Origin of the sequence: Paenibacillus sp. FSL H3-0302 (assembly GCF_037982245.1) — a bacterium.
Classification (GTDB): Bacteria; Bacillota; Bacilli; order Paenibacillales; family Paenibacillaceae; genus Paenibacillus_AQ; species Paenibacillus_AQ odorifer.
Genome location: NZ_CP150284.1, coordinates 3,514,209 through 3,538,370 on the forward strand (window position 1 = coordinate 3,514,209; position 24,162 = coordinate 3,538,370).

Consider the following 24,162-nt stretch of genomic DNA (forward strand, 5'->3'; position numbering starts at 1 on the left):
TAACATTTGGAGTTTAAGCATTGAATAGAAAAAAACGTTACCGTCTTGTTTAAATCGCTCTTTTAGCAGCAGGAGGGGATATTAATTGGAAGAAAATGATTACAAGCTGAATGACCTCACAGTGCATATCCATTTTGTACTCGACAAAGCTACTTATCCCGGCTGGGAGGACATCCGTAACATGGTAAATGTGCACAGCTTGTACTGGATTCATGAAGGTAAAGGGGTTTTCCTGACCAATGTTGAGCACAAAGTAGAGGCTGGAATGCTAATCTATTTAAAACCAGGCCTTAAACTGTCCATGCGCTCGCAGATGGATGCTCCACTTCGCATAACGATGCTGCTCTTCGATTGTGCAGAGCTTAGTTATGATGCGGTATGGAAGGAAGTCAAGCCAATCGTAAAACTGAGACTTCCCTTCTTAAGCCAATATAACCAACAGCAAGCTGAGGAAATTAGCCAGCTGGTCTGGGGGATTCACCAGGACTGGCTACCCGGACTAACCGATGGCATAGCTGTATCCCGGGCTAAAATGCAGATCCTGCTGCATAAGCTGCACCAGACCGTACAACCGGACTGGAATCTGATGGAGTCTGGAGCTTTTGCCGCCTTCGAACAGATCAAGAAAACACTCGAGAACGACTATAAGGATCATCACCGGATCGAGAAATTAGCGGAGAAATACGGCATTTCGCCATCTTACTTGCGGAAGATGTTTCTGAAATTTACGGGGATGGGGCCGAAGGAATACCATATGCACTTACAGAACCAGCAAGCTTGTCGTTATCTGGTTTTTACCGATTATCCAGTTAAGGAAATCGCCAAATTATGCGGGTACTACGAAGAATATCATTTCAGCAAGATTTTTAAACAGCTTAACGGGATCCCTCCGACAGTATACCGAAACAAACAGAGAATCAAAGATTAATTGTCCCTTAGAACCATTGGCGAGAAAATCTTGCGTTTATGTTTTTTTACGGAAAGGGCTGTACCGTGATAGTATGAACTCATTGAGGCATGTTTAAGGAGGGGAAATTCGGCATGATTATATCACTCAAAAATGTATCATGGCAACGTGATACGACAATGATCTTACGCGATATGAATTGGGAAGTGAAGCAGGGACAACACTGGTGTATCGTCGGTCTGAATGGATCAGGAAAAACGACGATGCTAAACGTCGTGAACGGCTATATCTGGCCGACAACAGGACAAGTCGAGGTGCTGGACCATCGCTTTGGCGATGTGGATTTGAGAGAGCTACGCAAACGAATCGGTTGGGTAAGCACCTCCTTGCAGCAGAAGCTGTACGGCCATCAGACTGCCCTGAACATCGTCCTAAGCGGAAAATTCGCGACGATTGGTCTGTATGATAAGACGAATGAAGAGGATCAAAAGCAAGCCGAGGAGTTAATGGAGTTTCTAGACTGCTCTTCTTTGGCTGGTCGTACATATGATACCTTGTCGCAAGGACAGCGTCAGAAAGTCCTCATTGCACGCGCACTAATGGCCAATCCAGATCTACTAATCCTTGATGAGCCGTGCACGGGACTAGATATTTTTGCCCGTGAACAGCTGCTGCAGATGATCGAGAAGATAACAAAGCAACCTGGTGGACCAACCTTGCTGTATGTAACCCATCATATCGAGGAGATAACACCATGCTTCACGCACACGCTGCTGGTAAAGAACGGTGAAATCTACAAAGGTGACGAGACAGTAAACTGCTTGCAGTCAGATGTTTTGAGCGATTTCTTCGATACTCCCGTTGAAGTACAAGAACATCATAATCGCAAATGGCTTACACTTGCCGGTGATAAGTAAGACCCGTTATCTGGGAATTTGCTGTTATGTATCAAGACACATGGCACATACTTATTTCTACTGTTCGCAGGCAGTAGCAGGATTAAAAAAGACGAGTTAACCAATCAACGGTTGCTCGTCTTTTTTATGCTCAATTACTAACGCTATAGCTGGAAAATAGTTATGCGATTATCATTGCAAATGATAATCGTTATCATATATGATGAAGGAATAAATCTCTCCACATGGAGTGAAAGAGAAGGGGAGAGTAAGTCGGTGAAATTGAATGAGCAAGCTTTGCTATGGAATCAGGCATTCGTCAAAATCATAGATGTCCGGCATACAAGAATGGAACAAGGCGAGGAGCTACATGCGTACAGAATGCCTTCAAGCGCCTTCTTATATGTGACTAAAGGCAGCGCACAGCTCCAGCTGGATGGCATCGCACACCGCGTCAATCAGTATTCCTTGATCCATGGGGGCAAGGGTTTCAACCTTGATATTACGGCAGATGAGCTGCTGGACTATTATATGATTTTGTATAAAGCGGTACTGGCACTACCAGCCTGTCAAGAAACGGTCAAACTGATGGAGCAGCATAATCCGTTTCAAATGCAATATGTGTTTAAGCCCCATTACCCGATCTCCATCTTCCATCATGTCACCTCCATGAGTAAGGAGTGGCATCGCTCGGAGCTACTCGATAAGCTTCAAGTTAAAGCGATATTTTATCAAATGGTCTATGAAATACTAGAGCAGATGGAACGCCAAAATGTCATAGCCGTCAAGCCTGACTTAGTGGCCCAAGCGGTACGTTATATTCATGAGCACTATCGGGAACCGATTACGCTTGAGACGCTGCTTGAACACCTTGGTTGCAGCTCCAGACAGCTGCTCCGCGCCTTTAAGAAACAAGTGAGAACGAGCCCGATCGACTATTTGATTCAATTGCGGATGAGTAATGCGAAGCATTTGCTTCTTTCCACCGATTTCACATTGAAGGAAATAGCAGAGAGCGTAGGTTATACCGACAGCTATTATTTCAGCCGTATCTTCAAGAAATACGAAGGTGTTTCGCCCACCAGCTTTAAAGAAGCTGCATTAGAACAAGAGCAGCGTCGAAATAATCCATCCCTAGTGTTTAGATCTCCCATTGTTGCTAGTGGGCAGCAACGTTATATTGATAATGTATTTGAGAATCATTATCAATATAAGAGAGAAGGGGAAATACCGATGTATCGTAAGTCGAGAACAGCAATGGCAGCAACCTTATTATTTTGTTTCGCCCTTTGGTTAAGCGCATGCACGACAGGGGGGACGAACGTCACACCAGTGAACAGCAGCTCACCGAGTAGTAATGTAGCAGCTTCCGCAAGTCCGGCTGCAAGCCCGTTGTCGGATGCAGCCAATGACACAAGAGTGATTAACCATGCGATGGGGGAAGAAACGCTCACCGGTACCCCTGAGCGTGTTGTCATATTGACTAATGAAGGTACGGAAGCACTTTTGGCAGTCGGCATCAAACCGGTCGGAGCCGTTCAGTCTTGGATTGGCGACCCTTGGTACGACCATATCAAGCAAGAGATGGAAGGCGTCACCGTTGTCGGAGACGAGCTTCAACCCAATATTGAATTGATCGCGAGCCTCAAGCCGGATCTGATTATTGGCAATAAGATTAGACAGGAGAAAATTTACGATCAATTAAAGCAGATTGCTCCGACGGTATTCTCCGATGATCTGGCAGGAGATTGGAAAATTAATTTCAAGCTCTATTCCGAAGCCTTAAACAAGCAGAAAGAAGGAGAACAAGCGATGGCGGCCTTCGACAAACGTGTCGAGGAAGTCAAAGCGAAGCTAGGCAGCAAAGCGGATACAAAGGTATCAGTGGTCCGGTTTTCCGCCAATCAAGTTCGCATCTATCAGAAGCAAACATTCTCCGGCGTGCTCTTGAGCCAATTAGGTGTTTCACGCCCGGAATCGCAGGATAAAGACTCCTTTATAGAAGTGATGTCCAAAGAGACGATACCTAGCATGGACGGTGACGTGCTTTTCTACTTTGTATCAGAAGCTCCAGGTAAAAACGATGCAGCGAAGGTCGTGGAAGAATGGAAAAAAGATCCACTATTCCAAAACTTGAGCGTTAATAAGAACAACAAGGTAATTCAAGTCGACGAAGGCATCTGGAACTCGGCAGGCGGATATGAAGCGGCCAATCTGTTGTTGGACGAACTCGTTAAATATTTTGATGTGAAATTATAAAGACGTAACGAATGAACAAGCTGACGCTGTATTCGCGTCAGCTTGTTCACGATTCCGGCAGTTTAGTTGTTTGGGCTGCCTATGAATAGGAGGTTCAGTGCAGGCGTGAATGGTTCTTTCCTAAGCAAACGAAAGCTCGCCGGCCTAGTTGTTGGCGTTATCCTGCTGCTGATTAGTATGTTGTGCAGTGTATTGTACGGTCTTCATCGCTTTGAATTGAAAGACCTGTGGCAGGCTTACAATCATTTTGACGGTTCCAATGAGCATCTTATTCTGACAACAGCTCGTGTTCCCCGAACCTTGATTGCGGCACTGGTAGGGGCAAGCTTAGCCGTAGCCGGGGCGGTCATGCAGGTTCTGACAAGAAATCCATTGGCATCGCCCTCCGTCTTCGGTGTAAATGCGGGTGCTGTGCTATTTATTGTCATCGGGCTGCTGGCGTTCGGATCCTCGTTAACGATGAGTGGCATGGTCTGGCTTGCTTTTGCAGGTGCGGCCGCAACATCGACAGTCGTCTATCTGCTTGGCTTGCAAGGTGGTGGATTCGAACCGGTAAAGCTGACCTTGGCCGGCGCTTGTATGGCAGCTTTCACTTCCTCTATTACATCCGGCATTATTCTTATTAATAAGCAATCGCTGGAATCTGCCCTATTCTGGATGATTGGCTCTGTAGAAGGAAGAAATATTGAGCATTTGTTGATGGTACTGCCTTATATGATAACAGGGTTAGTGATCTCACTGCTACTCTCGGGCTCGTTAAATATTATGGCGATTGGTGACGATAGTGCGAAAAGCTTGGGGCAGAGGCTGACGCTGGTACGGTTGCTGTCGGCTACGGCAATCGTACTACTGGCCGGAAGCTCGGTAGCGGCCGCTGGTCCAATTGCTTTCATCGGACTTATCGTACCTCACTTATGCAGATACATCATTGGGCATGATTTCAGATGGTTGCTTCCTTATACCGCATTAGGTGGAGCGATCCTTCTGGTGACTGCGGATTTAGCATCACGATTTATCCTGGACTCCAAAGAAGTTCCGGTTGGCGTCGCTACGGCGATAATTGGAGTTCCCTTTCTGATCCTAGTAGCCAGGAGGAAACAGCATGCTTAATCCGCGTACAGCGAAACACACGTTCATGTTCATAGCTCTAGCTTTTATTATTGCCGCCTTGTCGCTTTTGAGCTTATCGGTTGGGGGAGTTAGTGTTCCATTAAAAGAGGTACTTGCATCTCTTGCCGGGCGAAACGCAGAAGCCAGCGATCTGATTATTATGCAGTTCCGTCTGCCACGAATAACAGCCGCTATTCTAATTGGTGCAGCATTGGCAGTTGCCGGGGCGCTATTGCAAGGCGTCATTCGCAATCCGCTCGCTTCACCTGATCTGCTGGGCGTAACCGGAGGGGCATCGGTAGCTGTGGTTGCCTTCATGACCTTCGTCACCGGCTACAGCATCCACTGGATACCGTTCATTGCCATCGGTGGCGCGTTGATTGCGGCTATCATCAATTATGTATTTGCTTGGAAAAAAGGGGTGTCACCATTCCGGCTGGTACTGATCGGCATTGGCATTTCTACCGCAATGGGGGCGCTCACCACATTCCTGCTTATTAGCGGTCCAGCGTATTTAGCCGCTCAAGTGTTAAATTGGATGACGGGAAGCATCTACGGTACCAATTGGAGCTATATCAAGGTGCTCTGGCCGTGGGTAGCGATATTTATTCCTTTGTCGCTGGGTCTGGCGAAGGAATTAAATGTGCAATCTTTAGGTGAAGATGTAGCTCGCGGGCTTGGAAGCAGGCTCCAGCTAAGCCGGATGATTCTCTTATTTTATAGCGTTGCACTCGCCGGCGCTGCGGTCGGTGTAGCGGGGACGATATCGTTCATCGGATTGATGGCGCCGCATATCTCTAGGAGGCTTATCGGAAATTCTTATAAGATGATCATCCCGGTATCCGCATTAATAGGTGCGATCATTCTACTGTTGGCGGATTTGGCGGGAAGAATGCTTTTTCAGCCGCTGGATATTCCAGCAGGCGTATTCACAGCAGGCATTGGAGCTCCTTTTTTCATGTATTTGCTATTTAAACGAAAAAAGGATTAAATCTCCTATTAGAGAAGAAAGGGGAACGAAGGAGGAAACCGAACTTCTGTTTTAGAAGCAAAATACAATATCGAGTTTGCCATTTTGGTTATTGGTTAGAATATTTTTGTGAATCTGATAAAGACCCGCGCCTAGCGCGGTTTTTTATTTTGTTTGCAGGTTTTTAGCCACTTCCGGGAAACAGTCAAACCACATATTAACGGTACCTGTAAAAAACATTTTGACATATCTAACAGGTACCGTTATAATACAAATCAACAGGTACCGTTATAAAGTTCAACAGGTACCATAAAAACTTAATGGAGGATTCATTATGGACATGAATACTGAATTGTACGAAAAACTCGCGAAACTGCAATGGCTGTTGCAAAGGCAACACTTGAAGTCTCATGCCGCGGTTGGTCCTATGGCCGACGCATCACGTGGGCAAGGGAGGATATTAGCGTTTCTTCGGATGAAAGACGGTATCAGCACCAAAGACTTATCCTATATGTTGGACATCCGTGTATCATCCCTCAATGAATTGCTTGGTAAACTGGAGAAAGCAGAATACATCACCCGTAAACCCTCAGAAACAGACAAACGTATCATGTTGATTTACCTAACGCAAAAAGGACAAGAGGAAGAGAAACAAGAGATAGACAGCGGCAACATATTTTCTCGCTTATCGCCAGAAGAGCAGATAGCTTTCGGGGATTACCTAACTCGCGTCATTACAGCTTTGGAGGAAGAACTTGGATCGGGCGAAGAACGTGATGTGATGGCTATGTGGATGGAAGCTGCCAAGGCGCGCATGGGAACAGAGGAATTTGAAAAAATGATGGCTATGCGCGGACAAATGCACACAATGTGGGGAAATTCTAGGGACGAACGCTTTAGCGGAAGGTTCCCTGGATTTGGCGGAGAAGGGCGTGGTGACATGCGCGGATTCGGCTGGCCTTCCAGCGATGACAGTAATTCGTCACCTGACAAGTCACATGGCCCAGACGATAAGTAATTAAAGTCTTTTAGCAAACAGTAGCTGAGGCGCTGCCTTTCCACCAGAGAAAGATGAACGGCAAAGGCAGCGTAATGTGAAACTGAAGAATAGTCAAATTTCGTACGCCAAATCTGAAAACTCGTCGTTAGGGTACAGGTTTGCTTGTTGCTGCGTCACGGATCATATTGGACCGATAGTTAGAATTCTAAGTAATTTCAAAAAACAAAATAAAGAAAGATAGTGGTGAACCTTATGGATGCAGAAAACCTCCATTACTTTGAAAAAGCACCTGTCGCAAAAGCCGTAGCTCACTTCGCAGTACCGATGATGCTAGGCATGTCGATGAGTGTCATATACTCCATTTTGAATGCCTATTTCCTTGGTACACTGGGCAATACTGCGATGTTAACCGCACTCGCACTAACTTTACCGTTATTCGCCGCCATTATGGCGCTAGGTAACTTGATTGGTATCGGTAGCAGTGCATTCATCTCCCGTTTGCTGGGAGAGAAAAAATATGATGATGTAAAGCATGTGTCTTCATTCGCCTTTTACAGCAGTTTAGCTCTCGGTCTTATTTTGATGGCTGCCGGCATCCCGTTGATCGATTCAATCGTTCATGGCTTGGGAGCGACGCCTGACTCCTTCGGGTTCACGAAGGACTATGTCACGATTATGCTTATTGGTTCACCTTTCGTCGTTCTATTCTTCACGCTGGAGAATATCGTGCGCTCGGAGGGGGCAGCGATCACTTCGATGATCGGCATGCTTCTCAGTGTTGTTGTGAATATTATTCTCGATGCGCTAGTCATTTTCGTCTTCCATTGGGACGTGATCGGGGTTGCATCTGCTACAGTCATTTCTAACTTGGTTGCAAGTGCATTCTACGCCTTCCACATGGGATATAAGAGCCAATTCTTAACCATCTCTGTAAAATGGTTCAAAGCTTCCAAAGACATTCTCAGCAATGTATTTAAAATTGGAGTACCCGTTTTTGTTATGAGTCTCTTCATGGGTGCAATGTCACTTATCTTTAACCGTTTTCTGGTCGAATATGGGGAGCAGGCCATTGCGGCCTTCGGAATTTCATCACGATTATTACAATTTCCAGAGGTTATTCTGATGGGCTTATGTGAGGGAGTCGTGCCGCTGATTGCCTTCTCTTTTACAGCCAATAAATTACGCATGAAGCATACCATTACATTCACAATCAAAGTGACTGTGGCATTAGCAGCCGTGTTCGGCATTATTGTATATCTGATTTCCGACCACTTAATCGGTTTATTTACGAATGACCCGCAATTAATTGAACTGGGCAGCTATATTCTTCATGTAACGTTCTTATCCCTGTTCATTTCAGGAACGACCGCGTTGTTTACGGGGATCTTCCAAGCGACAGCACAAGGAACCGCCGCCTTTATTATGTCAATTATTCAAGGTGTTACTCTGATTCCAGTATTGTATATCGCTAATCGAATGAACGGTTTCCACGGAGTAGTCTGGTCGCTCGTCATTTCAGATGCTGTTGCGTTCCTTGTGGGTGCCATCATGCTGTATGTTCTGCGGAACAAATTGCAGCCTGATTTAGATACTTTAGTACAGTAGAATCCTAAGCTTTAAGTTGATATTTTTAGTTCATCTAAAAAAACCTTGAATCAGCAAGGTTTTTTTGGTGCATTGGGCTTACAAGTCCACTATAGCTTTTAATTACGGGGCTTATTGTAAAATGATATAATTTTGAACACTAAGGAACATCTCATCAATCTTGTTCAAATTCTGATTAATATACATTTCTAAAGGTGGTTCATACAGTATGGTTGATTTCGAATGGTATAGAAGCTTTTGCACAATATATAAGTATAAATCGATTTCCGAAGCTGCAAAAACCCGTATGATGACGCAGCCAGCCATGAGTCAGCACTTAGCCGCCTTGGAAGCGGAGGTGGGAGAAACTTTATTTATTCGTTCGACTAGAAAAATCACCCCTACAGAGCGGGGGAAGGAGTTATATTCACAGCTCGCTCCGCTCATAGAGTCATTAGAGAATACGACGATGAGCTTTAAAATGGCTTCTTTACCTACGCAAAGTGTAATCAAGCTTGGAGCAGCGCATGAGTTTTTTAGTGAAAAAATACTGCCACAGCTTCCTAAATACAATACTTGTACCCTTTCGCATTTTGGAACCGCCGAGCAATTGCTAGAGCTGCTGAAGGAAGACAAGTTAGATATCCTCATTATGTCAAAAAGGTTCCCAGCTCCCGGTATCGAGTATTTGAAATTGATGGATGAGGAGTTTGTTATAGTAGCTCCAATCGATTATGAAATCCATGAATTTGATAATCTGAAGCTTGAAGAGCAATGGCTCTCTGAACAGAAGTGGATCAGCTATGGTCTGGAATTGCCGATAATAAGAAGAATTTGGAGAGAACATTTTAAGAAACGTCCTGAAATTAGACCTGTTCACATCATTCCTAATTTACACATGATCCTAAAGGCTGTTGAAATCGGTATGGGCTTGAGTGTTATACCTACATACCTCTTGCAAAATTCATTAAAAGCAGGCAAAACAAAAGTTGTGTTTAAGCATTTAAAAGTAGAAAACGAGTTATATATCGCATATCAGTTAAAGAATAAGCATTTGCCTCAGTTTCATGAGATCATTTCTGTCATAAGAGAAACGAAGATGGATTAGCTAGTATCATTTATAAAAATATTTATTAATACGTCGTTATTTCGTAATTTGTTTTATTTATACCCTGAAGCTTACAATAATGTAGTAACAAAATTAAAAATAATTGAGGCTGGTGCCATACTTGGTCGAATGAACAAGCGTCAACATCATAGATGAGGAGGAATTGTTATGAAAGTGTTTGTTACAGGAGTTTCAGGATATATTGGCGGATCGGTGGCTAAAGCTTTGTTAGATAACGGGCATACTGTTTTCGGACTGGTTCGCAATCCCGATAAGGTGGAGGCGTTAAGAGTTATTGGTATAGAGCCTATACTCGGCACGTTGGAAGATACGGGTACTCTAACGAAATATGCTAAGCTCAGCGACGCAGTAATTCACACGGCCGATTCGGATCATTTGTTGGCAGTTGAGACGTTCATAGCTGCTTTGCGCGGAAGTGGAAAACCATTTTTGCATACATCAGGTTCAAGTGTGGTTGGGGATGATGCCCGTGGCGAAACAGCGAGCGAACAAATTTTTGAGGAGGAAACACCATTTGTGCCTATGGATATTAGGGAAAACCGGGTAGCGATCAACAACCTCGTACGCAAGGCTGGAATTGAGGATTGGGTAAGAAGCATCGTGATAGTCCCATCTATGATTTATGGTAATGCACTAGCGTTGCCTGTGGAAAGCGATCAATTGCCGCAAATTATTCGCAAATCGAGAGAGTTGCAGGCAGGCGTTCACGTAGGTAAAGGCGTAAACCGCTGGTCCAATGTCCACATCAAGGATTTGGTCCAACTGTATGTATTGGCACTTGAAAAAGCACCATCCGCGTCGTATTTCTTTGCCGAAAATGGAGAGGAATCTTACGGGGACATCGCCAAATCGGTCAGCGAGGCGTTAGGCTTTGGAGGCAAGACCATAAGCTGGCCCGCAGACAAAGCGATAGCAGAGCTTGGAGACTGGGCACGCTTTGCAATCGCCTCTAACAGCCGTGTAAGTGCCACCCATGCAAGAAATTTACTTGGTTGGGCTCCAAAGGAAGAGTCGCTGCTTAGCTGGATAAAAAATAATATACAATAATTAAAGTAGAATAATCTTAAAAGGAAAAGTTTTCGCTTATAAACGCAGCGGGAAAACACAAAAAAGTCACCAATTTGGTGGCTTTTTTTGAACAGTTAAATTTTAATGCTAACTTCTCCACTTGAAAGATATTCCTCGTCACCATTCTCATATCTGACTTTCAGATGGCAATCGTCATCGATATCAATGGCTGTTGCTTTACGTTGTTCATTATCCTTTATCACGGTCACAGGTTCGCCAAGTGAAATTAACCTTTTTTTGTATTCGGAAAGAAACAATCTGTCCGTTAAATGTTCATAATATCTCATGAAATGGTTTAGTACTTCTGCAACGAGACGGTTGCGCAGATCACCATAAGGATTGTTTTCTGAAATTACAGTTGTTGCAATCTCGGTAAGATCATTGGGAAAGCCTTCGGAAGGGAGGACTACATTGATACCGATGCCGAGGACAGCATAATCAAGCCAGCCGTTTTCCAATGACACGGATGCTTCGGTAAGGATCCCGCATACTTTTTTACCTTCCATAAAAACGTCATTTACCCATTTAATCTGCGTTTCTTTACCGGATACGCTCTCGATAGAAAGGGCTACAGCTACTGCGGCGCAAGTGGTCAATAAAGCTGAGTCTGTTGCGGACAGCTTGGGACGCAGCAGGATGCTCATATAGATACCCGTTCCAGGTGGAGAAAAAAATTTCCGGCCCATTCGCCCGCGACCAGCTGTTTGTTCTTCCGAAAGAATCACTTTACCTTCAGCTTCTCCATTTGAGGCAAGGTTTTTTACGGCTTCATTCGTGGAAGATATGGTCTTAAAGACTTCAACACGTAACTTTTGCCCCTGAGTATCCAGGTACTTTGAAATTGCACTGGCTGATAAGATATCCGTTTGTGGTGACATGGAATATCCTTTATTGGTTACAGCTTGTATGGAATAACCGTCTGTCTGTAAAGATTTTATGGCTTTCCAGACCGCGCTGCGCGTCACGGATAACTGAACGGCTATTTCCTCGCCGGAAAAATATTCACCCTTATTACTGTCGAGCAAGGCAAGAATATGTTCTTTTACTGTCATGAACTTAAACCTCCAAAAGTATAACTCTCCGACCAAAACCCATTGAATAGATTAACATCCAACGATTGCGACTGAATACTCTAATTCTATATAACAATAGGAAAAACTCAAGCATGGTATTTTATTCCATTGTAAACCATATATAAATTTATGGTTTACAATAAAGAATAACTCCATTATAATTCAGCTTACTGGACGTATTTACTAACCAGAATACAATCATTGATATCCAATGGAGGTCATTTTTTTGAAGACAAAAGAACTTATTTATGCTGCATTATTCGCAGCACTTATCGCGGTATTGGGGATGATACCGCCCATCCCCCTCGGCTTCATCCCCGTTCCGATCACTGCCCAGACGCTTGGCGTCATGTTGGCTGGATGTTTTCTGGGGAAACGGATGGGCGCCCTCAGTCTCATTATTTTCATCATACTAGTAGCCATTGGGCTGCCTGTACTGACTGGCGGTCGCGGCGGAATCGCGGTGTTAGTTGGACCTTCTGCAGGATACATATTTAGTTTTCCAATCGCGGCCGGCCTTATTGGCTGGTATTCCGAAAAAATCTGGCCGAAGGTTCGAACTTGGAAGCTGGTAGCTATCAACATAATCTTCGGTGTATTACTAGTGAGTCTGATTGGTGCCCCTGTCATGGCATTGTTAACCAATACTTCGATCTGGGCTGGTCTTGTCGGAGCGTTGGCCTTTCTTCCGGGAGACATCATCAAAGCCGTTATTGCAGCCGTCATAACGATGCAGTTGAAAGCAATTAGCCCTATTGAAGAAAAAACACAAATATAATGTGATTTGAAACTCGGGTAAATAAAACCCGGGTTTTTTTATTGAAAAATAATAGGGTATGGTTGCGAATTTGTTTATACTATAAAAATTAAAACGAAATTGAAGTGGGTGTAGAAAAATGGATAAGGGATTTAATTTAGCTAGTCAACTATTAACGCTGCTTGATACAGAACATAGATGGTTTACCTTAGCGGAAATCGAAAAAAGTTTAGGGATCTCTGATAAGACCATCCGGAAGATGGTGGAGGAAATCAGCAAGCAATTACCATCTACTGTAACCATTGAGGTTTCTAGAGGAAAGGGAATAGTTCTTCAACGTGATGGGCGAAGTACGATTAGTGAAGTGATTTCTTCTATGTTCAGACAAACCATCTTTTATCGGCTGATGGATTTTTTGTTTACGAATGTGGGTCGACTGTCAGTGGAAGAGCTCTCCGAAGCCATGTTTATGAGTACCTCGTCTTTAAAGAAATTGATTGTGCAATTAAATAATGATGATCTAAAAGCTTATAAGCTACGCATTAGTTTTTCTACCCCCATGATTAAAGGGAATGAAATGAATATTCGATATTTTTATTGGAAGTTATATTGTGATGCGTATGAGTTTACAGGCTGGCCCTTTGCGAATGTTGATTTTGCTTATATTAATCAGTTAATCACAAATATAGAAAATGAGAATAACATTGTATATTTTATCAATTCCAAAAGGAGATTATCGTTTTTGTTGGCCATTGTTATAGAAAGAGTGGCTAAAGGAAAATGTGTAAAAATCGACGAAAATGCTTACCCTTGGGAAAAGGGGATGTTTTATTTTCCAGTGAAAACTATTGCAAAACGTCTTGAGGATATGCTGTCCCTTGAATTTCCAAACAGTGAAATATTCTTTATGCAATCCATGGTTAGTCTCAGCCAATATCATTATTATGAAGGGTCAGAGATCACTCCGATGAAAGAAGTCGAATTACACAAGGATAAAGAAGAATATCAAATGGGGAATCTGCTTCTAATGTTATTAGCAAAGGTATACCCGAACTTAGATATGCAAGAACGGTTTATTTTGGAGATTTACGGTTTCTTTGACAAGCTATTAATCGAAAATGCCATTCCTGAATGGATGATGATTTCAACAAGTCATTTAACAACATATGTTCAAAAGGAATGCCAACAGATTTATCAAGAATTGCAAACCTGTATGCAAACGTGGAATAAAACTTACCCTTCCGTTTTGTTTAATCATTTTCATTTAACAAAGCTAACCTTAATTGTCCGCTCGAGTTTACGTTATAAAAGTAAGAGGGCCTTTTTAGTGATCGGGGAAGAATTTTCAATTCGTCATTACATAGCAGATTTGATAAAGAAGGAAATTGGAGATCAGTTGATCCTTAATACTTCCATAATGAAGGGCTTGACCGACGAGATCATGCAGCAAAATAATATCGATCTTGTCATTAGTAATATCCCGGTTGCATTAACGACAGTGCCTGTTGTTATTATTTCCACGATCCCCTCTAAAAGAGATTTAGACAACATTCGTAAAGAACTGCTTTTATAATTTGACCAATTATTTTCCGTAAGCTCCGTAAGTTTTTGGTCTAGTTTGTAATGTTAAAAAACCTTATGCTCAATCTAGTTTCGAAACTGATTTTACTTGAAGGCAAGTGGAAAGCGATTTCGGTAAACCTCAGTTTACTATTAAAAGTTGGAGGAAGAACTATGAGTAGGCATTTAGGTGCAAATAAGGGAGAAATAGCAGAGCTCGTTTTGCTGCCAGGAGATCCTTTACGTGCAAAGTTTGTGGCAGAACACTTTTTAGAGGAGGCTTATTGTTATAACGAAGTAAGAGGGATGTATGGATACACTGGATTATACAAGGGTGTGCCTGTGTCGGTTCAGGGGACAGGGATGGGAAATCCATCGATGAGTATCTATGCAACAGAATTGATCGTCGATTATGAAGTTAAGAAATTGATTCGCATTGGTACATGTGGCGCGATGCAGGAAGATATCAATATCCGCGATATTATATTAGCCCAAGCAGTATCTTCAGACAGTAATATGACGGAAAAGATCTTTCATGGCTGTAATTTTGCACCAACGGCAGATTTCTCATTGCTAATGAAAGCATATCAACAAGCACAAGCTAAAAATGCAAAGGTGTTTGTTGGTAACATCTATAATTCTGATGAATTCTATCGTGAAAATTTAGATCGGCTTCATAAGTTCATGGATTTCGGTGTATTAGCTGTAGAAATGGAAAGTACCGCCCTATACACTTTAGCCGCTAAATATGGTGTAAAAGCGTTATCGATTTTGACCGTTGGCAGTCAATTGTTAAGACAGGAGCACCTAACTCATAAAGAAAGTGAACAATCCTTTTATGAAATGGTCGAAGTAGCTCTTAACACAGTCGTTGAAGGCTGATTTATTGATAAGAGTGCAGTGTTGTTAGAAAAGAGAGTGAGAAAGAAATGAAGGTAATACTGTCAGGATTGCAGTGGATGATTTTTATGATCGCTGGTGCAATTGCTGCACCCATTGCTATCGCAGATTTATATAACTTAACACCCATAGAGACTTCTGGACTCATTCAGAGCACCATGATTACTTTAGCAATAGCTGGATTTTTACAAGGCCTGATGGGTCATAAATTCCCTATTCATGAAGGTCCAGCAGGGTTATGGTGGAGCATTTTTACCATTTACGCGAGTTTAGTGGGGGGACTCTATTCCTCTAACAACGGCGCTTTACAGGCTTTAAGTGGAGCGATGATCATTAGCGGAGTGTTGTTTATCCTAATTTCAGCATTTAAGCTAATGGATAAAATCGCTCGTCTTTTTACTCCAACCATCACCTTTATTTATTTACTTTTATTGATCTTTCAATTAAGCGGATCTTTTATGAAAGGGATGATGGGGATTACCATCGCCCACACCATGTTAGATGTTAAAGTATTCATCCTTAGTGTGATCGTGGTCTGCATTACCTTTTGGTTAGGCAACAGCCGCTTTGTATTACTAAGCCAGTTTTCAATAATTCTCAGTATAGTGATAGGCTGCCTATTATTTATAATCTGCGGTAGTATGCCGGCGGTTTCTCGTGCGGATACTCTATTTAAGCTGCCGGAAATATTCCCATTTGGAACACCCCGATTCGATGCCGGGACAATTACTACTGCATTTTTACTAACCCTATTATTAATAACCAATGCAGTGGCATCCATCCGTTTGATGGAGACCGTTATGAAACCAAAGCAAGGGGATCATCGTCGTTATTTGCGCGCCGGGTTTAATTCTGGAATTACGCATCTTATAAGTGGTGGTTTAGGAGCGGTCGGCTCAGTCCCTATTTCGGGAGCGGCGGGATATGTTGAGCAAACAGGGATGAGGGAGCGCAAATCATTTTTAATAGGCTGCAGCTTAGTGATCTCAATATCCTTGTTTCCGCCTATGATGAATTTCATATCTGCGATTCCAGCTCCCATAGGCTATTCTGTTACCTTCGTCATTTTTGTGAAGATGGTCGGACTAGCGCTAAAGGAATTGAAAAAGGTTATTCATGAAGAGCGAACATTTATTGTCAGTGGGCTTTCCCTTTTAGTGGGTGTAGGTTTAATGTTTATTCCTGCATCAGCTACGGCCCATTTATCTCCGATCGTGATAGCCATTTTAAATAATGGATTAATATGCGGGAGCCTGTTAGCGATTATTTTGGAACAAGGGTTAATGTGGAAAGATGCATTTCGATATGAGGATTCCAAGAAAATTAACCGATAATTTGGAGGGCTAAAAATGCATTATCTAATTTCTATTGCTGGTCTGGTTATTGTTCTATTACTGGCATGGCTAGGAAGTAACAATAAGAAAAAGATTAAATATCGTCCGATCATTGTAATGATTGCTATTCAAATAGGTTTGGGATTAATTATCCTAAAAACGAGCATTGGAGAATTTTTGATTAAAGGGTTTGCTGATAGTTTTGCAAAATTACTTGGATACGCCAATGAAGGTACTGACTTTGTGTTTGGCGGCATTGCAAATGAAGGGGCGCATACATTTTTCCTTTATGTTTTGATGCCCATTGTTTTTATGTCAGCATTGATAGGGATTTTGCAACATTACAAAATACTGCCATTCATTATAAAGTATATTGGACTGGTATTGAGTAAAATAAATGGCATGGGTAAATTGGAATCTTATAATGCAGTTGCAGCCGCAATTGTCGGACAAAATGAAGTATTTATTTCGGTGAAAACCCAGCTTGGACTATTGCCAAAACATCGCTTGTATACATTATGTGCGTCTGCAATGTCTACGGTATCCATGTCAATCGTTGGTTCCTATATGACGATGCTAGAACCTCGGTATGTAGTAGCTGCATTGATATTAAACCTATTTGGCGGATTTATCATTTCATCCATCATTAATCCGTATGAAGTTACACCTGAAGAAGATATTGTTGAAGTTCAGGTAGAAGAAAAACAAACGTTTTTTGAAATGCTAGGCGAATATATTATGGATGGCTTTAAAGTAGCCATAGTAGTTGGGGTAATGTTAGTTGGTTTTGTGGGAATCATAGCTTTAATTAACGGAGTCTTCAGTGGCATATTCGGAATCTCGTTCCAAGGAGTGTTAGGCTACGTCTTTGCACCCATCGCCTTTCTTATCGGTGTGCCATGGCATGAAGCTGTTGAGGCCGGTAGTATTATGGCGACAAAGCTTGTTGCGAATGAATTCGTTGCTATGCTTGACTTTGTTAAGATTCAAGAAGGTTTAAGTGGCCGTACTACAGCCATTGTCTCCGTTTTTCTAATCTCATTTGCTAACTTTGGGTCGATTGGTACCATTGTGGGTGCAGTGAAGGGATTGAATGAAAAGCAAGGGAATATCGTCGCACGATTTGGATTAAAGCTGTTATTTGGCGCCACACTTGTAAGCGTTTTATCAGCTTTGATTATCGGTATCATATTCTAGTTGTAGCAAGGAGTATTAACATGAAACAAACACCCCGGTTTAAGCGGATTTTCGTCATCGTTATGGATTCTGTAGGCATTGGTGAAGCTCCAGATGCTGAAAAGTTTGGGGATGCAGGATCACATACATTACGGCATATTGCAGAAAAAATGAATGGGCTACATGTTCCTGCGTTATCCAAGCTAGGGTTAAGTCATATTGACTCAATACCCGGAGTTCCCAAAGTGGAGCGCCCTTTAGCTTATTGGACCAAAATGCAGGAAGCTTCTAATGGAAAGGATACGATGACAGGTCACTGGGAAATCATGGGCCTACGAATTGATGTTCCTTTCAAAGTGTTTTCTGAAGGGTTTCCTTATGAATTAATTAATGAATTAGAAGAAAGAACAGGACGAAAGGTGATTGGGAATAAACCCGCTAGTGGTACAGCTATTCTCGATGAGCTTGGACAAGAGCATATGAACACAGGCGCACTCATTGTCTATACTTCAGCAGATTCCGTGATTCAGATTGCGGCTCATGAAGAGGTTATTCCTTTGGAAGAACTGTATCAAATCTGCGAGATTGCCAGAGAGATTACTTTACGTGAGGAGTACATGCTAGGCAGAGTGATTGCTAGACCCTTCCTCGGGCAGCCCGGAAATTTCAAAAGAACATCGAACCGTCATGATTATGCCTTGAAGCCTTATGGAAGAACCGTGATGAATGAGCTCAAGGATGCCGGGTTCGATGTACTAGCGATTGGCAAGATTTCAGATATATACGATGGGGAAGGTGTCACCAAGTCTTTCAGAACAGTGTCTAACATGGATGGCATGGATAAACTCATGGAGACCCTTCATACTGATTTTACAGGACTTAGTTTCTTGAATCTTGTCGATTTTGATGCACTTTATGGCCATCGTAGAGATCCGATCGGGTATGGGAAAGCGCTAGAAGAATTTGATGATCGATTACATGAAGTTCTAGCGGAGCTATGTGAAGATGATCTTCTTATAATTACGGCAGACCATGGGAATGATCCCATTCATGCGGGCACGGATCACACCCGTGAATATGTTCCTTTACTCCTCTACAGTAAGAGTTTCAATCGACAAGGGGAGCTGCCTATATCGAGGACTTTTTCGGATATTGGAGCAACAGTTGCTGATAACTTTGTTGTGACCATGCCCCAATTTGGTAAGAGCCTCCTACAGGAGCTTAAATAAACTATAATTTGAATAGACACTTTGAATAGAAACAGGATACCTAACTTGTATTAGTAAAAGGTATCCTGTTTGTTTTTTTGTCTACATATCTTTGTATCTAAAAAGCTGCCGAGAAAGCGGCTTTTTTTGTTATTACGGATCAAATATTAGGGTAATAATCAATTATTAAAGGGGTTAATTTTAGAGCCACCTGTCGTTAACCCTTTTTTCGATGAATCGCATTCTAATACAACGTTATAAATAATCTAGTTTCTACTCATGCCACTCCTTCGATAGTAATAGTATTGACAACCTGTATATACAGGTTTAAACTGTGTGAAGTGTTTGAACTTGTATATACAGGTTTAATGGTTGAAATAAAGGAATTCTTTTTGGAGGTGTTCAACTTGAGTCAGTCCCAGTATTCGGAATGGTGGCGCCGCTCCACGGTGTATCAGGTGTACCCGAAAAGCTTTAAGGACACTACAGGCAACGGAACAGGAGATATTAAAGGACTTATTGAGAAATTAGATTATTTGCAGAAGCTTGGAATCGATATTGTCTGGTTACAGCCGGTTTATGTTTCGCCGCAACATGATAACGGTTACGATGTAGCAGATTATGAAAATATTAACCCGGATTTCGGTACGATGGAGGATTTTGACGAGCTAATACAGGAACTGCATAGACGCGAAATGAAGCTAATGATCGATATCGTGGTTAACCATACCTCGACTGAACATGAGTGGTTCAAACAGTCCATTTCAAGCAGGAACAATCCTTTCCGTGATTACTATATCTGGAAGGACCCGGCTCCGGACGGCGGCTTACCCAACAACTGGCAGTCGAAGTTCGGGGGGCCTGCCTGGCAGTTCGACGAAGCGTCGGGACAATATTATCTTACTCTCTTCGATAAAACCCAAGCGGATCTGAACTGGGAGAATGAGAAGGTACGTAGAGCAGTGAATGATATGATGTTATTCTGGGCTAAAAAGGGTGTCGACGGCTTCCGCATGGATGTAATTAATTTAATCTCCAAAGATCAGCGCTTCCCTAACGATGACGGGAGTGTTCCACCGGGGGATGGACGTAAATTCTATACTGACGGTCCACAGGTCCATGCATACATCAAAGCAATGTATGAAGAGGTGTTTGGTCCGTTTGAGATGGTGACTGTAGGAGAGATGTCCTCAACTACACTGGAGCATTGTATCCGGTACTCAAGTCCCGAAGAGCGGGAATTTTCCATGACCTTCAATTTTCATCATTTAAAAGTCGACTATCCGAATGGACAGAAGTGGGAACTGATGCCTTATGATTTCGAGGCAATGAAACGGTTGTTTGCGCAGTGGCAGACCGGAATGCAGAAAGGTGGAGGCTGGAACGCACTATTTTTTAACAATCATGATCAACCGCGTGCTCTTTCCAGATTCACTGATGATAAGGTCTACCGTGTGGAAAGCGCCAAGCTGCTCGCGACAACTCTGCATGGCCTTCAGGGAACACCTTATGTATATCAAGGGGAAGAAATCGGTATGCCGAATCCGGTATGGAAAAGTATCGATGAGTTCCGCGACATTGAGTCACTAAATATGTACCGCATTCTGTGTGAACAGGGGAAAAGCCCGGAGGTTGCTCTCAGCATTCTCCAAGAACGTTCGCGGGACAATTCACGTACGCCGATGCAGTGGGATGACAGCCGGAATGCCGGATTTACCACTGGTACTCCATGGTTGAAGGTAGATGAGCGGTATCCAGACATCAATGTGCAGAAGGAACTGGAAAACCCCGATTCCATCTTCCACCATTACCGCAAACTGATTGCACTACGCAAGGAGTATGGAGTATTCATAGAAGGTATTTTCAAGAGACTCGATGAAAGACATCCTGAAGTCTTCGCTTACGCCAGAACAGGAGTTGGAGAGACACTTGTTGTGATCTCGAACTTCAGCAGTAAAGAGATCTCTTTCCGCTTTAAAGATAATCACTGGACTGAATTGTCGCAAAGTGGTAAGGACGAGCTTCTGATTGGGAATACAGCAGATGCACCATCATTAACACAAGAGCTTCAGCTTAGTCCTTATGCTTCCTACATGTGGTTAGTCCGCTAGCGAGGTGTACTTGAGAAGGAGCACACATCAATTTTGTAAGGAGTGAAGATATGGCTATAGACCGCAAAAATGTTGAAGATATTGTACGGGCGGTTGGGGGCAAGGAGAATATTGAGGTTGCGACGCATTGTGTAACCCGGCTGAGATTCTCGCTGTATGACGAGAGCAAGGTGGATTCGGAAGCCCTGGACCGTAACGAACTCGTAAAAGGACAATTCTCTACGCAAGGGCAGTTCCAGATCGTTATCGGACCAGGAACTGTAGATAAAGTATACGATGAAATGATTCAGATCACTGGTGGTGCCCGCTCTTCCAAGGATGACGTGAAATCAGCGGCAGCACGGAAACAGAATCCACTGCAGCGGGCGATCAAAACACTGGCTGATATTTTCATTCCGATTCTTCCGGCCATCGTAACCGCAGGTTTGCTGCTTGGGATTAATAATATTTTGACCGGACCTGGTATCTTTTTTGATAGTAAGTCATTGGTAGATGTCTATCCTGCATGGAAAGACATTGCTGCGATTATTAACACGATTGCCAGCACAGCCTTCACCTTTTTACCAGCCCTTATCGGTTGGGCAGCTGTTACACGTTTCGGAGGCAGTCCTCTGCTCGGAATCGTGCTGGGTCTCATTCTCGTACATCCGGATCTATTAAGTGCCTACAGTTATGCAAGTGCTTCAACTGAGGGAACCGTTCCGACCTGGAATTTGTTCGGCTGGCATTTGGAGAAGATCGGTTATCAGGGGCAAGTATTGCCTGTACTGGTTTCGGCCTATATTCTGGCTAGACTGGAGAAGTTCCTCAACCGCCGGGTGCTTGATTCCATTAAACTACTGGTCGTTGCTCCAGTGACCCTGCTGGTTACAGGTTTTCTGGCCTTCACCATTATCGGACCCGTTACGTTCGCCATTGCCAATGCTATCACCTCGGGTTTGATCTATGTATTTGATCATTTTGCGCTCCTTGGTGGTTTAATCTATGGTGGATTCTATGCACTTCTGGTCATCACTGGGATGCATCATACTTTCTTGGCAGTCGATGTTCAGCTCATCGGCAGTGAGGGAGGCACCTTCCTCTGGCCGATGCTGGCGCTCTCCAATATTGCGCAAGGCGCTGCGGCACTGGCGATGATGTTCGTTGTTAGAGAACAAAAGGCAAAAGGTTTGGCGGCTACGTCTTCCGTCTCTGCATTCCTCGGCGTGACTGAACCGGCAATCTTTGGGGTGAATATCCGCTATCGCTATCCTTTCATCTTCGGGATGATCGGCTCAGCAATTGCCGGTATGCTCCTTACCGTTAACCAGGTTCGAGCTTCATCCATTGGCGTAGGGGGAATTCCCGGTTTCCTTTCGATTTTCCCGAATCAGTGGGGCGTTTTCTTTATTGGCATGGTTATTGTTCTCGTTGTGCCATTTGCCGCCACAGTATTGTACGGACGTTCTGTAGTGGGTCGTTCCGAAAAGAACACAGCTACAGAGGCTTCTAGTACTACGAGCGAACCAGAGGAATTGAGTAGCCGTCATTCCGTTCAAGGGTCACAGGAATCAGTTAATATTCTGGAGCTTGTCTCCCCGCTTAGTGGAACTGCAGTATCGCTGGAACAGGTGCCCGATCCTGCCTTTGCTGAAAAGCAAATGGGTGAGGGAATTGCAATCGAACCTTCTGAGGGGAAAGTATATGCTCCCTTTGATGCTACAGTAGCCCATGTGATTAAGAGCAAACATGCGCTTATACTGGAGCATGCCAGCGGTGTTCAGGTATTAATCCACGTTGGAATTAACACGGTGGCGCTTAAAGGTAGCGGTTTTACCAGCCTGAAGAATATTGGTGATAAGGTGCAAGCAGGAGAGCTTCTACTAGAATTTGATATGGAAGCTATCCGCGCAGCAGGTTACCCGGTGATTACTCCAATCATCATTCCTGCAGGTCAGGAGATGGTCGAGAAGATCGAGGAGAAGACCGGACCAGCTACGGCCAAACAAACAAGCATCTTGACTATTCATCTCAAGGGTTGATAAAGGCTATATTGGCAAAGACTTTATACTTTAGAAAGACAGCCCCTTGGGGGCTGTTTTTCTATAAATATAAGAATTTATATGTTCAACGCTATAAATTCCCTTCCAATTGAATCGATGCTTCCAAAGGCATGACGTGATACAATAAAGGGCGGTGATCAAAATTGAGAGAAAATAAATATTTGCAAATTTATAATGAATACAGCAACCAAATCCATTCTGGACAACTGCTGCCGGGAACCAAGCTGCCTTCCGAAAGTGAACTCGCCGAAGCTTACACCACTTCACGAGAGACCGTGCGCAAAGCGCTGAATCTACTTTTCCGTGAAGGATATATTCACAAAATTAAGGGCAGAGGCTCCTTTGTGCTTGACATGACCCGAATGGATTTCCCTGTTACCGGTTTGATTTCATTTAAAGAGATGGCCGATACCCTGGGTACTGCCTCACGGACACTGGTAGAGCGGACGATACAAGAGCCGGCAGGCTCCGCAATCGCCAGACATCTGCAGATTCCACCTGAAACTCTGATTTGGAAGGTTGTTCGCGCCAGAGAAATTGAAGGTGAACGGATCATTTTGGATAAGGATTATTTTCGTGCGGATATTGTTTCCTTTCTGAGTGAGGAAATCGCGGAAGGCTCAATCTATGAATATCTGGAGCTGGAATTGGGGCTTAAGATCAGTTATGCGAAGAAGCTGATATCCGTTGAGCCTTCTACTGAGGAGGATCATAGACTGCTCGATTTGAAGAATTTTACGCATATTGTAGTAGTACGAAACTATGTGTATTTGGAGAACACGGTGCTTTACCAATATACCGAGTCTAGACACCGGCTGGATAAATTCCAGTTCGTGGATTTTGCTCGAAGGGTGAGGCGATAAGCTGATCCGAGGGTGTCCCAGTTATCAGTGTATCCGCTGGTGCCTTGCATAGCATGGCTCTGAAAAGCGATGAAAACGTATGGATATGGGGAGCGAACAATGAGGGCCAGCAGAACCTGTTGCAATTTCGCTTGTAGAAGAATCTTATTAGATTTGAAGAGTAGGGAATTTCATGCCTAAGTGGCAATGAATTCCCTATTTTTATAGGTGAGTCA

At 43.4% G+C, this 24,162-nt stretch carries 19 protein-coding genes; 18 read left to right on the forward strand and 1 reads right to left on the reverse strand.

What is annotated here, in order from left to right; translation table 11 throughout:
- Positions 1–85 precede the first annotated feature (85 nt).
- The 9 genes from MHH50_RS15540 to MHH50_RS15580 all read left to right on the forward strand — a co-directional run bounded on the left by MHH50_RS15540 (position 86) and on the right by MHH50_RS15580 (position 10,902).
- Positions 86–928, forward strand: coding sequence for an AraC family transcriptional regulator (locus MHH50_RS15540; protein ID WP_076130490.1), 843 nt, complete (start codon positions 86–88; stop codon positions 926–928).
- A 113-nt stretch (positions 929–1,041) separates the two neighbouring features.
- Positions 1,042–1,824, forward strand: a complete 783-nt coding sequence (locus MHH50_RS15545; protein WP_076130491.1) for an ABC transporter ATP-binding protein — start codon at positions 1,042–1,044, stop codon at positions 1,822–1,824.
- A gap of 255 nt (positions 1,825–2,079) precedes the next feature.
- The gene (locus MHH50_RS15550) at positions 2,080–4,062 is read left to right on the forward strand and encodes an AraC family transcriptional regulator (RefSeq protein WP_340033098.1); all 1,983 of its coding nucleotides are present in this window, start codon (positions 2,080–2,082) and stop codon (positions 4,060–4,062) included.
- 105 nt (positions 4,063–4,167) lie between these two features.
- Complete coding sequence (locus tag MHH50_RS15555) at positions 4,168–5,172, forward strand: iron ABC transporter permease (RefSeq protein ID WP_254847692.1); 1,005 nt, start codon at positions 4,168–4,170, stop codon at positions 5,170–5,172.
- Positions 5,165–6,163 carry an iron ABC transporter permease gene (locus tag MHH50_RS15560; RefSeq protein WP_340033099.1) on the forward strand — a complete coding sequence of 333 codons (999 nt, stop codon included), beginning with the start codon at positions 5,165–5,167 and terminating at the stop codon, positions 6,161–6,163. Before MHH50_RS15555 ends, MHH50_RS15560 begins: the two co-directional genes overlap by 8 nt.
- 313 nt (positions 6,164–6,476) lie before the next feature.
- The gene (locus MHH50_RS15565) at positions 6,477–7,160 is read left to right on the forward strand and encodes a MarR family transcriptional regulator (RefSeq protein WP_340033100.1); all 684 of its coding nucleotides are present in this window, start codon (positions 6,477–6,479) and stop codon (positions 7,158–7,160) included.
- A 234-nt stretch (positions 7,161–7,394) separates the two neighbouring features.
- Entirely contained in the window at positions 7,395–8,747 is a 1,353-nt protein-coding gene (locus tag MHH50_RS15570; RefSeq protein WP_076130493.1) for an MATE family efflux transporter, read from the forward strand.
- Between the two features lie 208 nt (positions 8,748–8,955).
- Positions 8,956–9,834, forward strand: a complete 879-nt coding sequence (locus MHH50_RS15575) for a LysR family transcriptional regulator (protein WP_340033101.1) — start codon at positions 8,956–8,958, stop codon at positions 9,832–9,834.
- 168 nt (positions 9,835–10,002) lie between these two features.
- On the forward strand, positions 10,003–10,902 hold the full coding sequence (locus MHH50_RS15580; protein ID WP_340033102.1) for an NAD-dependent epimerase/dehydratase family protein: 900 nt from the start codon (positions 10,003–10,005) through the stop codon (positions 10,900–10,902).
- A gap of 95 nt (positions 10,903–10,997) precedes the next feature.
- Here MHH50_RS15580 and MHH50_RS15585 read toward each other — a convergent pair whose 3' ends face one another.
- Positions 10,998–11,975, reverse strand: coding sequence for a biotin--[acetyl-CoA-carboxylase] ligase (locus tag MHH50_RS15585; RefSeq protein WP_076190305.1), 978 nt, complete (start codon positions 11,973–11,975; stop codon positions 10,998–11,000).
- A gap of 247 nt (positions 11,976–12,222) precedes the next feature.
- On the opposite strand from MHH50_RS15585, the gene MHH50_RS15590 reads away from it, so the two are divergent.
- The 9 genes from MHH50_RS15590 to treR all read left to right on the forward strand — a co-directional run bounded on the left by MHH50_RS15590 (position 12,223) and on the right by treR (position 23,947).
- A complete protein-coding gene (locus MHH50_RS15590) occupies positions 12,223–12,774 on the forward strand; it encodes a biotin transporter BioY (protein WP_076217672.1) in 552 nt (183 codons plus the stop codon).
- A gap of 118 nt (positions 12,775–12,892) precedes the next feature.
- A complete protein-coding gene (locus MHH50_RS15595) occupies positions 12,893–14,326 on the forward strand; it encodes a helix-turn-helix domain-containing protein (protein WP_076278529.1) in 1,434 nt (477 codons plus the stop codon).
- 161 nt (positions 14,327–14,487) lie between these two features.
- Positions 14,488–15,195 (forward strand): purine-nucleoside phosphorylase, encoded by a 708-nt coding sequence (gene deoD / locus MHH50_RS15600; protein ID WP_076130497.1) that lies wholly within the window; start codon positions 14,488–14,490, stop codon positions 15,193–15,195.
- A 47-nt stretch (positions 15,196–15,242) separates the two neighbouring features.
- The gene (locus tag MHH50_RS15605; protein ID WP_340033103.1) at positions 15,243–16,547 is read left to right on the forward strand and encodes a purine/pyrimidine permease; all 1,305 of its coding nucleotides are present in this window, start codon (positions 15,243–15,245) and stop codon (positions 16,545–16,547) included.
- A 15-nt stretch (positions 16,548–16,562) separates the two neighbouring features.
- Positions 16,563–17,744: a NupC/NupG family nucleoside CNT transporter gene (locus MHH50_RS15610; protein ID WP_340033104.1), complete on the forward strand. Its 1,182-nt coding sequence runs from the start codon at positions 16,563–16,565 to the stop codon at positions 17,742–17,744.
- 20 nt (positions 17,745–17,764) lie between these two features.
- Positions 17,765–18,952 carry a phosphopentomutase gene (deoB, locus tag MHH50_RS15615; protein ID WP_076278532.1) on the forward strand — a complete coding sequence of 396 codons (1,188 nt, stop codon included), beginning with the start codon at positions 17,765–17,767 and terminating at the stop codon, positions 18,950–18,952.
- Between the two features lie 347 nt (positions 18,953–19,299).
- The gene (treC, locus tag MHH50_RS15620) at positions 19,300–21,042 is read left to right on the forward strand and encodes an alpha,alpha-phosphotrehalase (protein ID WP_340033105.1); all 1,743 of its coding nucleotides are present in this window, start codon (positions 19,300–19,302) and stop codon (positions 21,040–21,042) included.
- A gap of 50 nt (positions 21,043–21,092) precedes the next feature.
- A complete protein-coding gene (gene treP, locus MHH50_RS15625; protein ID WP_076130501.1) occupies positions 21,093–23,063 on the forward strand; it encodes a PTS system trehalose-specific EIIBC component in 1,971 nt (656 codons plus the stop codon).
- Between the two features lie 164 nt (positions 23,064–23,227).
- Positions 23,228–23,947 carry a trehalose operon repressor gene (gene treR / locus MHH50_RS15630; protein ID WP_076130502.1) on the forward strand — a complete coding sequence of 240 codons (720 nt, stop codon included), beginning with the start codon at positions 23,228–23,230 and terminating at the stop codon, positions 23,945–23,947.
- The last annotated feature ends 215 nt before the right edge of the window (positions 23,948–24,162 follow it).